The sequence below is a fragment of the Schleiferilactobacillus harbinensis DSM 16991 genome (assembly GCF_000425885.1).
Taxonomy (GTDB): Bacteria; Bacillota; Bacilli; order Lactobacillales; family Lactobacillaceae; genus Schleiferilactobacillus; species Schleiferilactobacillus harbinensis.
The window spans coordinates 20432-32624 of the sequence record NZ_AUEH01000011.1 but is presented as its reverse complement, the minus strand read 5'-3'; the positions used below and the strand labels follow the sequence as shown (position 1 = coordinate 32624).

Sequence of the window (12193 nt, the reverse complement as noted above, 5' to 3'; positions counted from 1 at the left end):
AACGATTAATCCATTCACGAAATTTGAACGGCGCTCCATGACAATTCCCTCGACGAACATGTCCAGCTTCATCATTTCAAATGGGCAGATACTTCCAAACCATTTAGTCTCAGCTGAGTATGCATTGAAAAATAGTGACGTTTTTGCCGTGATTAACCTACTGAGTTCAGATGTGGCAAGCTCAACGATTTCAGCGACACCACCTTTTGAAAATGTATTGAAAAGTCCAAGCCCATTGATTAGTGGTTATAACTTCTGGCAGAGTGTAACAGCATCCTTGTTATTGTCCGGAAACGCTTATGTGACTGTTCAGCGTGATTCAAGCAACATTCCAACCCGCCTTGAGCTGGTACCACCATCTGATGTCAATGTGATACTTGCTGACGATGCAAACAGTCTGACTTACACAGTCAATTATCAAGATGAACGTGGAACAATTAACTACCCTGCCAGCAACATGCTACATTTTCGACTGCTTTCAACAGGAAGCAATCAAACAGATTCATTAATCGGAATCAGTCCATTGCAGAGTTTGGTTCAGAGTGTAAACATGCAAGACTTTGCAAGTCAGTTGACACTTTCAACACTGAAGAATGCAATCAATCCTTCAATCAGAATCAAGGTTGCTGAAGGTGCATTAAGCGCTGAGGAAAAAGAAGCAACTCGTGAAGCATTTGAAAAGGCTAACACAGGCGCTAACGCTGGCAGACCACTTGTCGAAGATCAGCTCTATTCATTTGATTCACTTCAAATCAATTCAGACGTGGCCAAGTTTTTAAGCACGATGGATTTTGGTAAAACAGCAGTCGCAGAGGCTTTTGGCGTTCCAAGCAACTACTTAAACGGCGCCGGAGACGAACAATCAAGCCTAGACATGGTGAAAAGTCTGTACAGAAATACTTTACGACGTTACACAATGCCCTTGGAGGGCGAACTAACAGCCAAACTTGGCGTGCCTGTTGATTTTGATGAATCTAGTGCTGTAGATGCTGATAATGGGACACTAATCAGCCAGATTCAGAAGTTGCTTTCAGGGACAACGCCAGCTATTAGCCCTCTGCAGGCACAGCAAATGCTACAGAAACGAGGTGTTCTTTAGACAAATGAATGATAAAAACACGGATATACGAACATTTGATGTCAAAATTCGGGCTGAAACGGGCTTAGACAACGAAAACAGCAACAATCAGGCCGAAAATGGACAAAATATGGCTATTTCAGGCGTTGCAGCGGTGTTTAATCAGCCCTCGATTAAGGGCAATTTTACCGAATATATCGACCAAAACGCCCTAAATAATGTCGATTTGAGCGGTGTTTTACTGCTTTATTCGCACGATTTTTCAAACATTTTGGCACGAGCAGACGCTGGAACGCTTACAACCAGTGTTCAGCAGGACGGATTGCATTTCTCAGCGGCATTACCAGACACACAGTTGGGGCATGACACATTTACAAACATACAAAATGGAAACATTAAGGGAATGTCGTTCGGTTTCACAATTGCTGATGGCGGAGACAGTTGGTCAGTCAACAGTCAGGGCGATACAGTCCATACAATCAATCAAGTCGGCCAAGTCTTTGAGCTTTCATTGACGCCGATTCCAGCCTATACAGAAACAAGCGTTCAGGTCCAGAGAGATTTGGCTCAGTTTTTAAGCAACAAGAAAGAAGACGTGAAGATGGCAGAAAAGCCAGAGGAAAAAGTAGAAACAGAAAACAGAGACGAGCAAATGCGGTCGCTGGAAAAGTTTAAGAAGCAATTAGCAGATTTACAAGCGCAGATTAACACAAAAGTAGTCATTGACCAGCCAGCAGAGGAAAAGCGTGATGCTGAACCAGTAGCACCAGTACAAGCACCTGCCACACCTAGTGATGATGGTACAACAACACAACCAACCAGCGGTGATTTGGTCAGCATGATTGCTACACTGCAACAAGCGATTCAGTCACTCAGTCAGCAACTGGCGGCACAACAAGCACCCACACCAGATGACACTTCAGATGATGGTGATGATGTTGTTCTTGACCAAAAGAAGCCAGCAGAACAGACTGCAGAACAAGACGTAGAACCAAACGAAAATAAAAGAGATGGAGCTAAAGATATGGCTAAAAATTTAACAGAAGACAAAGTAGAAGACGAACAGGTTCGAGACTTCAAAGAATTTTTACGGACCGGCGAAGTTAAGCGCGATTCAGCTGGTTTCGATTCAGCCGCAGGTGAGGCAGTTTTACCGTCCCAAGTCCTTGATATTATGCAACAGCCTAATGACCCGACACAATTGTCTGGATATGTTAATCGAGTAGAAGTTTCAGCGCCGACAGGTAAGTTGCCAGTCATGAGCAAAGTTAATGCTCAATTGGTAACAGCAACAGAACTGGCTGAAAACCCGCAGATTGGTAATGCAACCATCACGCCTGTTGCTTATGATGTTCAAACGAGACGTGGTCAACTTCCTATCAGTTTAGAAATGGCTCAAGATTACCCGAACATTGTTGGTCTGTTGACCCAATATGTTAATAACATCGTCTCATCGACTGAACAACATCAGATTGGGGCCGTGTTGCAACAAGCAACTCCAGTGTCTGCTACTTCAATTGATGACTTGAAAGACAGTTACAACGTTGGCTTGTCGAATTATGGCAGTCGGATGTGGGTACTGAGCGAATCTATGTTCGCAGCTCTCGACAAGGCTAAGGACGCAAATGGTCGCTACCTGTTGGAAGATTCTATTTCTTCTGCAACGGGTAAGCAATTCTTGGGTGCTACTTGCCTTGTTGTCAGTGATGACGTTTTAGGCAATAAGGGTGACCAAAAGGCATTCGTTGGCGACCTGTCTGCATTTGTCCTTGAAACAATTCGTGGCAACGTAAACTTGAGCTGGGCCCGAAACGAACAGTTTGAGCAGGTTTTGTTAGCTGCTATTCGTAGCGATTACAAGGTTGCTGATACGGCTGCCGGCAAGTTCATTACATTTAAGCCTACGGCATCTACCACTTCGACCCCCACTTCTGGTAAGTAATTAAGCATTTGGTCGCCAAAAGAAAGTAAACAGTAGGTTAATACCGGCGGCATTACAGAAGGGAGTGATGGCATGGCAGACATTGATATAAATCAGATTTCGGACGACCTGCTTTCAGAATTAAATCTTGATTCATCTGAGCTGTCAACTATCAGAACAATGGTTACGACAGCCAAAGACGTAGTTAATCGTTCAACTGATGTCAGCACTAATGATTCATTAGTTATTCCGGCAATTAAAACGCTTGCGACAACCATGTATTATGACCGAACGATGTCCAATGGCATGCCAAACGGATTGCTCATGATGCTGGCTCACTTGCAGGCTAATACATCAGCCAATCAACAAAGTGGTGATGACAATGGCAGTTAGTTTTATTCCGAGTGATTTCAGTGGAGTTGTCGAATTGGGTTCACCACGGTCACATCAGAATGGTGCTCACGTCAATGTTTCTACCTTTGCGCCAGCTTATAGTCTGCATTACAAACAGCAAAAGCGGACACTTTCCCAGCAGTACACGCTTGTTGGTACACGATTGGATAACTCAGTCACAATCATCACCAGACATGACAACAGAAATGCTAGTCAACAGCAAGCCAGAATTGGTGGAACTATTTACAACATTTCAGACATTAGTCCTGACGATTCAAATAATGCCATTCGTTACGATTACTTGACCCTCGTTAAAATAACAAAGGGGGCATAGCGATGGACATGAGTGAAGCACTTGACCAATGGCTTAAACAGGTGAGTAAAGCGGCACAACTGAGCATTAAAGACCAGGAAAAAATAACCAAGGCTGGCGCCGATGTGCTTGCTGATAAACTTCAAGAGGCCACCAAAGAAAAACACCCAGACACTAAGGGTGATGGTGGTGGATATGGCCATTTGTCTGAAGATATTAAGTCTTCCACTGGTGATATTGATGGTGAGCATAATGGACAGTCAGTCGCTGGGTTCGGAGACAAAGCATTCGTTGCCAGATTTCTGAACGATGGCACTAAACACATTCATGGCGACCATTTCGTAGATAATGCACGAGACGATGCCAAAGATGCTGTATTTATGGCTGAAGCCGAGAAATATAAGGAAATTATCGCCAAGATTAATGGTGGTGACGAGCAATGAGCACTGTAGATGATGCCGTAACACTATTAAGTCAAGCAAACATTAGTGGTATTGACGCTGTGTATGGTAATAACTTGCCGCAATCAGAGGTAGACAGCACAGATAAAACTGTTGTGTTGATTACTGATGCTGCCAATAATCCAGCATCTTTCGGTAATAACGACTTTTGGGCATTAAATCAAGAGATTGAGGTTCAGATTTGGTACTCGCAGGACATTGATTCAGACCCCGAAGACATTGAAGTCAGCATGATGAAGGCGTTTGTCCATCAGAATTGGCAGGTTGCAGCAGTTAGGCAGAGAACATTAGACCCTGTTTCAAGTCAGCTTTTTAACACATTTTACTTTGGCAGAACAAAAATTTTAGGAGACGATTAAATGGCAACTGTAGGTTTATATGGTATCGCTTTTGGTTTGGTAGACGATAGCCAAAAATTAATCACTGGTACAGGTAAAGGATTGGGCACAGATGGGTTGTACATCGTTGGTCGTGCAGACCTCGGTGGCAAAACAGCCAACATCACAGGTCTGGCTGGTACACCTGTTAAGAAGTATGGATTTAATAGAGTTCAAGCCGTCGACGTTCCGATGGCTGAGCCCAGTGTGGCTCTCGACATCAATGATTTGAATTTTGAAATCAAGCAACAAATCAAGGGCATGATTAATGACCAAAAAGGTGGGTATACCGACCAAGGAATTCAAGCTCATGTCGCCATGCTCATTACGACCCAGACATTAGACCGATTGCACTATGTTTATTATGGATTTGGCGATGGTATCCTTAGCGAGGCTGGCGCCAATCTGCAGACGGACACAAATGCTAGTCAATATGCTGACGATACTTTGACCTATACAGCGCTTACATGCGATGCTTTTAATGGTGCACCTTACAAACTGTACAGTGACCTTGATTCAGCTTTTGATAAGGCACACATGTATTCTGAAGTGTTTGGCGGCTATGCTCTTCCGTCATCCGGCTCTGGCACAGGCTCTAGCACTCCGTCCACGTCTACGACCACGACCACGAGCCACTAACATTTAGTTAGTGCTTACATTTAGTTAGTGCTGAGATGCTCATTCTGACGCAATTAAAAACAAGCAAGTGAATAAACTTATAAACCTCAAAACGACAGAACAGCAATCTCAGCATTGGCTGAATAGCCGGCAGTAGCACACACCAATGGTGCAAGTCCTTGGGCCGGCATTTTTAATACTAAAATCAAAAAGGATGGTACACACATGAAGATTAAAGAACAACTTTTAAGCAACCGTGAACACAATGTAAAGGTATCCAACCGGATAATGCGCAACACACTGAAATATCAGCTTTCTATGGCTGAAGCAGATGATGGCGATGATAAGACTGTGCCAGAAAAATTACACATGAGCCTGGACACAATTTCAAACACTGAACAGTATATCATCGACACACTGAAACTGAATAAAGATGAGCAGGATAAATTGGACGACCTGTCATTTGATGACACGTTACGAATTGCAAATCACGTGGTATTACGTGTCCAAGGCTTAAGCGAAGAAGACATTGAACTGGCAACTAAACAAAGCCAATCTGCGGACAAAAGCAAAGAAGATTAGTGCACCAGAACGTGTGTTTATTCTAAAAAATAAACTTGAAGACTTTGACTATTTTGGACAGAACACAATGGTCAATATGCACTGGACATCTGACCAGTTCTGGAATGCTGATTATTTTGGACTTATGGAGTTGATAAGTGCCAAGCCAGAAAAGGATAGGCTAGTTGACCCAGGCAAGATGTTTGAGCAGTACCAAAAACAAGAGAAAGGGTGATTAGTAAGTGACACAACAAGTTAATGCAACAATGAGCACAAGTATCGCCCTGGACCTGTTAAGTGCTAGTACATCTATCAAATCTTTGACTTCTGTTGTCCGGTCAAACCAAAGTGCATGGAAGGCCCAAGAAACCCAGCTGAAATCAGCAGGCGATATGGCTGGTGCCGCTCAAGCCAAGTATGAAGGATTAGGCCGTTCAATCACTGACCAACAAGCTAAGATTGATGCGTTAAAGAACAAGCAATCTGAACTCAAGGGTAATACAGCGGATGTTGCACAGCAGTTCTTGAAGTATGGACAGCAAATCGATGCCGCTAGTAAGCAACTGTCCAGCATGCAAGCTCAACAAGAGCGAGCCAAGCAAGCCATGGACTACCAAAAGAGCGGTTTAGCAGGGTTGCAAGACGAATACCGAAAAGCGTCACAAGCCAATCAGACTTATGTCGATCGCTTACAGGCTGAAGGCAGACAACAGGAAGCAAACAAAGCCCAGCTTGATGGCTATAAGTCCAGCATTAGCAACCTGAATGAGCAGTTGAGTAAGCAGTCTGAAGAATTAGATAAGATTGCTAATGCCAGTGGTAAAGACAGTGACGCTTATCGTACTCAACAGAACCGTATCAATGAAACAGCTACATCTTTAGCCAAAGCTAAGGGCAGTATGGTCAGCCTTCAAGACGAAATGAACAAGGCCAATCCTTCGATATTCACCAGAATCAAAGATGCAATCGGTAGTACAAATAAACAAGCCAAAAAAACGCCGGGTCTACTGCATAAAATTGTTTCTGGCGATTTGATTAGTAATGCAATCAGCTCTGTTTGGACAACGATTCAGACGCAGGGAAAAACAGTTTTACAGCAAGGACTGCAAATCGCTGAAGCTGGCGAACAGGCCAAAAGGATATGGACGTCATTAGGCGTATCCAATTCTGGTGCCGATGCCTTAATCGGTCAAATGCGAGAGTTAAAATCTGAGACCAATCTATCCGCTGACCAAGTGGACACATTGCAAAAACGGTTCTATGGCATGACCGGCTCTGTTCAAAGGACACAAGAGCTGACTACTGGTGTGGCTACACTGTCTGATAAATTGAGACTTTCTGGCGATGCTGGTACTTCCATGGCTAAATCATTGCAACGAGCCTTTAATAGCGGCAAGTTGACCAGTGGTGTTTTGACCCGAATGGAGAATGCGGCACCCGGACTTGGTAGCGCACTGGCTCAATCGGCTGGCATGTCTGAAACAGCCTTCAACAAGATGGTAGCATCTGGGAAGATGAGCAGCCAAAAGCTACAAGACCTGATTATTAAAATTGGCGGGAACAGCAAAACTGTTTTCGCTGACTTCGGTAACACTGCCGAGGGTGCTGAGCAGAGATTAAAAGGGTCATGGCAAAATATTGAAGCAGAAATGGCTAAGCCACTTGTTTCTGTTCAATCAACCGGAATCAATTCCATAGTCAATGTTCTTCAATCGTCTGCTGTTCAATCATTGTTCAAGTCAGTGGGTGAAAGCATTGCTAAAATCACTCAGAAGGCTTCGGACTTATTAAACTATGTTGCTGAGCATCAAAAAGATGTAGGCGGCATCGTCACGGACTTAGCCGACATTGTTAAAATCGCAGGGAACTATGTCTGGGACAGTTTCAAAGGCATTTTGAAAGATGTAGCTAACTGGTTTGGTATCAGCGGAAAAAACGCACAGTCTATGAAAGACCCGTTGGCCACCATTCATGACATTCTTGATAAAATTGTTCAGAACAAGGACGGAATTAGAACCACAGTCAACATCATTGCTGGCTTATGGATGACTAAAAAGGCCATTGGCTTTGCTAGTTCAGTTGGAAGAGTATACACCAACCTGAAGAGCTTAGCTGATTCAAGCCTGTTCACCAAAATCGCAAGCAACTTTGGCCTAATCAACAAGGCTGAAAGCACAGGCGATGGTGCTGCACCAGCAATTAGTAATGTTGAAAGTACAGCTTCAAAAGCCAGTCTAGGAAGTCGTGTACTCAAAGGCACGTCTAACCTAGCCGCTACTGGCACTGCTATTGATGTTGGTGGTAGCATTGTATCCTCGCTGGCAAGTAATAATGAACAGCAAAAGATTGCCGCTGTGTCTAAAACCACTGGCACAGTAATAGGTGGTGGGATTGGTGCCGCTGTTGGATCACTAATCGGACCAGAAGGAACTGTGGCCGGGGCTAAGTTTGGCTCTGCGATTGGTGATGCGCTGGGAAGTACAAAGACAGCTCAAACATGGGCTAAAGAAATCAAAAAGTCGATGGATGATGCTTCTAAAGGTATTACGATACCAGCGCCTAAAATCAGTACGGACACTAGAGATTTGGGCGACAGCATGGCTAAGTATACCCAAGCACTGTCTAAAAAATTGGTTATTTCTTTTAGCACCGACCCTAAGTCAATGGCACAGGCTCAAAAATCAGTTAATGATACCTATGCCAAGATGAGTAAGTCAGTTGATAGCTACTATGCTAAAAAAGAAAAAGCATCCGCTAAGGACCTGCAGACGCTGGTAAAAGATGGCGTGCTTACTCAAAAGCAAGCTAACGACAGACTAGCTAAAGAGAAGAAGTCAGACGCCGAAGCATCAAAATCTAAAAAGTCAACATATGCCACCATGGCCAAGGATGCTAATGCCTACTACAGCCAGTCTGAAAAGATTGCCAGTGGTAACACTACTAAGTTGCTGGCACTAGCTAAAAAATATGGTGTAAATAGTAAGCAATACGAAGATGAAAAGAACAAAGAACTGTTAGCTTCATATAAGTCTTATGCTAATCAGTACGCTAAGCAGCAGTTGACCAACAACAGCAAGATTACTTCCATGGTCAGTTCTGGTGCTGACCAACAAACAAAGATATTGGCTGCATTCAACAAGAATAAGAACACGATGTCTCTAGCGCAAATTGATAACACTGCAAAAAACGCTAAGAAAGATTACGATGCTGCAGTCAAGCCAGCACAGCAAGCACGTGATGCCATTATCGATGCTGCTGATACTCGATACAAGAGTACAGTCGCTACAGCTACTCATGAGTACAAAGATACGGGTAGTATTAGCAAGTCTCAGTATGATTCCATCGTTGGGAAGGCACGACAACAACGGGATGACACGTCCTCAGCAGCCAAAGACCAATATTCCAATGTTACGAAACACATCACAAATCAATACAAATCCACAGTTTCTGCCATCTCTAAACAGAAGTCAGAAGCCATCACTCAGCAACAATTACAAGATACTGGTGTATCAACTGAAGCGGCATCACAATCGAAAAGCGTTGTTGGTCATTCAACAAAACAAGCAAACAGCAGTCTGAGAGCTGCCCACCACCAAGCCACTGGCACGAATAGCATTTTCAGCGGTCTAAACAGCTGGTGGAATAAAGTTGTTAAGTTCTTTGGCGGAAGCTCAGCTCCTACTGGCTCTGGAGATTATGGTTATACAGAAATTGGCGGCTTAGCCTACTCCAATGGTGGTGCTGTCAGAAATGGCATGGCATTAGTTGGTGAAGCTGGGCCAGAACTCCAGTACAAACCGGGGTCTGGACAATACAAACTGCTTGGTGAAAATGGACCACAGTTGACTAATGTTGCAAATGGCGACTACATTTTGAACGCTCGAGACACTGCCAAAGTGTTATCCGGTGAATTAGGTCACATCTTGCCCGGTTATTCAAATGGTTTAGGCGATTTGAGCGGCTTTTTCAACGGAATTAAGAGCACAGTGTCCAAGGTTTGGGATAAAGTCAGCAAGTCAGTCAAGGGAATCTTAAAAAAGATTGGCGATCCGCTTAAATTCTTTAATGGCTTGGCTGACAGAATATTCAATGTCAATTCTGTCAAGGACGTAGGCTCAATGGCTCAGCAAACAAGCAAAAGCATGCGAGACCAAGATGTAAAAGGTATAGCTTCTCTGTTCAGCAAGCTCAAGTCATCGGCAAAAGAAATGGAAGAAAGCAGTGTTGCTGGACAACCGCATGCGGCGCAGGCTTGGTTACCGATTGTTGAAAAGCTGATGCAACAGATGGGTGCTAATCCGCCAAATGGAATTGAATCAGAAGCGGCGGCGTTCGTTCGTGAAATCGCACGGGAATCTGGCGGTAACCCAACCATTCGACAAACAGTTTGGGATAAAAACATGGCGAATGGTGACCCAGCAGAAGGATTACTTCAGTTCATTCCTAGTACATTCATGAGTTACGCAGTGCCCGGCCACACCAATATCCTAAATGGTGAGGACCAAATCATGGCGACCATTAATGCTTATATGCATTCAGGTGCATGGGGCAACATTGGTACTGGTGAACAGATTGACTTCCTAGCCAACGGAGCATTAGTCAATCGACCAACTTCAGCCATCATTGGTGAAAATGGTCCAGAATCTGTAATTCCACTAGGTGCAGCTAAAGCATCTCGAGCTTGGCAGTTGTTAGGTCAAGCAATGACAGTAATTAATCGTGGTCAACAGCCTGTTTCTACCACTGATAATAGCGATGTGAGCAGCAAGCTGGACACGTTACATGCTGACTTGGCTGGTTTAACTCAAGCTCTGCAACAGATGGTGGTAGTAAGTGTACTGAATCCTGAAGATGCAGCCAAAGCACTCAACGAGCCACTGACTAAGATTCAAAACACGACAACAAAAATCAATAAAACGCTATCAAGAAACAGCTATCAGAATGGAGGAGCGACAGTAATTGGCTGATAAAGGTATGAGCGTGCTGTTTAATGACATTGATTTGTCACAATGGCTAGGCATTACAGGCATAGACATTGAAGATCTGCCCACAACGACGCCGCAAGCAGTAGATATTGGTTTATCACCTGGGCAGAAAATGCTCAGCAACAAGTGGGGACCACGGACAATCACTCTGGATTACTACCTGCTTGACCAAAGCTATAAACATGATTTAGCTGGTGCATTAGGTTCAAGCAACAATCAACCCGCTCAATTGATTTTGGGCAATGACCCCGACAAGTATTACATGGCAGTGCCAGCTGGTGGTGATTCACAAAAATTAACCCCGATCAATGGCATCGTGTCTGGTGGCAGTCTAACATTTGTTTGCTACGATCCATTTATCTATTCCATGGACACAATCTCAGAAACAAATGATGAAGGGAACTCCATCATTATTGACAATCCGGGCACAGTTGACGCTCCAGTAGATATCTCAGCTGTGATGAACAGTGATAATGGTTACCTGTCGGCACAGATATTAAATGGTGGCAGTGAAGCGGCTGGTGATATAAATGGTCAAGTCAAGCCAAATGGAGACAAAGTCAATGTTGATTTTAACGTTAGTTTTCAAAATGGTAGGCTGATTGGCACACAGAACAAATATCCAACCCATCACTTCCCAACTTCACCAATTAACGGCGTGTGGGCAGTTAAATCAATGGGGAATAAATCAGGAAAAGATGAAGTGGCCTATGTAAATACATTCGGCGTCCCAAGCAACCCGGGTTATGGCCAAATCTATGGTGCAAGTCTCTATTTTCCTTATTCAAAGCCATCGACACATGTTCTCAGCTGGTCAAATTTTGATTTGGACACTAGCTACAACAAGGATAAAAACTATGGTGCTGTTGAAATCAGCTTGGTTGATGCTAATGGTGCTGGCATTGCTGGCTACTACTGGAATAAGGTTCAAGGCACGACAGATCATGTCGATTTACAGCTTTGGGTTGGTGATGATGTGGTAGCTGAATGGAATGATGCCAAAAACACGAGCTGGGTACTGCACGACTATCAAGGCCCTATTCAAATCGAAAAAAATGGGGCTGACATCGTTTTCAGCTTCAAGAATAACACTGATAATAGTGGCTACAAACGCACGTTCCACTATGCAGGTCTAGAAAACACACAAGTGGCAGGCGTTCTCTACTATGCTGGACAGTGGTGTGGGCCAAATGGTGTTTTGCCTATTCTCAACCTTGGATTTGGTTATGTTCAAGGCATTAGCTATTCAACCAAATGGCAAACTACAGCCAATCTATTCTATTCTGGCTCAACTGTTGACTTAATCAGTTCTGATGGTCAGCTGGTAAAAATAGATGTGAATGGGCTTCCAGCTTACGACGTGCTAGATCACTCATCAACCCAATTGCTTGTTCCAGCACAGTCCTCGACAACTATTTATCTCGATTGGTCTGACACAGCCACAGCGCCACAAGTAACGGCAACACTTAGACCTAGATATATTTGA

11 protein-coding genes are annotated in these 12193 nt (G+C 43.9%); all 11 read left to right on the top strand.

Translation table 11 applies throughout. The annotated features are described in order from the left end of the window. Positions 1-37 precede the first annotated feature (37 nt). The 11 genes from H627_RS0104840 (at position 38) to H627_RS0104795 (ending at position 12193) form a co-directional block, all read left to right on the top strand. A complete protein-coding gene (locus H627_RS0104840) occupies positions 38-1099 on the top strand; it encodes a phage portal protein (RefSeq protein WP_051225184.1) in 1062 nt (353 codons plus the stop codon). Between the two features lie 4 nt (positions 1100-1103). Then, positions 1104-3020 carry a phage major capsid protein gene (locus tag H627_RS0104835; RefSeq protein ID WP_027828024.1) on the top strand — a complete coding sequence of 639 codons (1917 nt, stop codon included), beginning with the start codon at positions 1104-1106 and terminating at the stop codon, positions 3018-3020. A 72-nt stretch (positions 3021-3092) separates the two neighbouring features. Further along, positions 3093-3392, top strand: a complete 300-nt coding sequence (locus tag H627_RS0104830; protein WP_027828023.1) for a hypothetical protein — start codon at positions 3093-3095, stop codon at positions 3390-3392. Continuing rightward, positions 3382-3726: a phage head closure protein gene (locus tag H627_RS19615; RefSeq protein ID WP_081674680.1), complete on the top strand. Its 345-nt coding sequence runs from the start codon at positions 3382-3384 to the stop codon at positions 3724-3726. Before H627_RS0104830 ends, H627_RS19615 begins: the two co-directional genes overlap by 11 nt. 2 nt (positions 3727-3728) lie before the next feature. Further along, positions 3729-4148, top strand: a complete 420-nt coding sequence (locus H627_RS0104825) for an HK97-gp10 family putative phage morphogenesis protein (RefSeq protein WP_027828022.1) — start codon at positions 3729-3731, stop codon at positions 4146-4148. Then, complete coding sequence (locus H627_RS0104820; RefSeq protein WP_027828021.1) at positions 4145-4525, top strand: DUF806 family protein; 381 nt, start codon at positions 4145-4147, stop codon at positions 4523-4525. Before H627_RS0104825 ends, H627_RS0104820 begins: the two co-directional genes overlap by 4 nt. After that, positions 4526-5182: a phage tail protein gene (locus H627_RS0104815; RefSeq protein WP_027828020.1), complete on the top strand. Its 657-nt coding sequence runs from the start codon at positions 4526-4528 to the stop codon at positions 5180-5182. Positions 5183-5386: 204 nt separating this feature from the next. Beyond that, a complete protein-coding gene (locus H627_RS0104810) occupies positions 5387-5743 on the top strand; it encodes a phage tail tube assembly chaperone (RefSeq protein WP_027828019.1) in 357 nt (118 codons plus the stop codon). Then, positions 5691-5957 carry a hypothetical protein gene (locus tag H627_RS0104805; protein WP_226999162.1) on the top strand — a complete coding sequence of 89 codons (267 nt, stop codon included), beginning with the start codon at positions 5691-5693 and terminating at the stop codon, positions 5955-5957. The genes H627_RS0104810 and H627_RS0104805 overlap by 53 nt, the downstream gene beginning before the upstream one ends. A 31-nt stretch (positions 5958-5988) precedes the next feature. Beyond that, a complete protein-coding gene (locus tag H627_RS17050) occupies positions 5989-10689 on the top strand; it encodes a tape measure protein (protein WP_081674694.1) in 4701 nt (1566 codons plus the stop codon). After that, on the top strand, positions 10682-12193 hold the full coding sequence (locus H627_RS0104795; protein WP_027828017.1) for a distal tail protein Dit: 1512 nt from the start codon (positions 10682-10684) through the stop codon (positions 12191-12193). The genes H627_RS17050 and H627_RS0104795 overlap by 8 nt, the downstream gene beginning before the upstream one ends.

Excerpts from the sequence above, each read along its gene's own strand:
- H627_RS0104840 (WP_051225184.1), top strand. The coding sequence starts at position 38 with ATGACAATTCCCTCGACGAACATGTCCAGCTTCATCATTTCAAATGGG.
- H627_RS0104835 (WP_027828024.1), top strand. The coding sequence starts at position 1,104 with ATGAATGATAAAAACACGGATATACGAACATTTGATGTCAAAATTCGG.
- H627_RS0104830 (WP_027828023.1), top strand. The coding sequence starts at position 3,093 with ATGGCAGACATTGATATAAATCAGATTTCGGACGACCTGCTTTCAGAA.
- H627_RS19615 (WP_081674680.1), top strand. The coding sequence starts at position 3,382 with ATGGCAGTTAGTTTTATTCCGAGTGATTTCAGTGGAGTTGTCGAATTG.
- H627_RS0104825 (WP_027828022.1), top strand. The coding sequence starts at position 3,729 with ATGGACATGAGTGAAGCACTTGACCAATGGCTTAAACAGGTGAGTAAA.
- H627_RS0104820 (WP_027828021.1), top strand. The coding sequence starts at position 4,145 with ATGAGCACTGTAGATGATGCCGTAACACTATTAAGTCAAGCAAACATT.
- H627_RS0104815 (WP_027828020.1), top strand. The coding sequence starts at position 4,526 with ATGGCAACTGTAGGTTTATATGGTATCGCTTTTGGTTTGGTAGACGAT.
- H627_RS0104810 (WP_027828019.1), top strand. The coding sequence starts at position 5,387 with ATGAAGATTAAAGAACAACTTTTAAGCAACCGTGAACACAATGTAAAG.
- H627_RS17050 (WP_081674694.1), top strand. The coding sequence starts at position 5,989 with ATGAGCACAAGTATCGCCCTGGACCTGTTAAGTGCTAGTACATCTATC.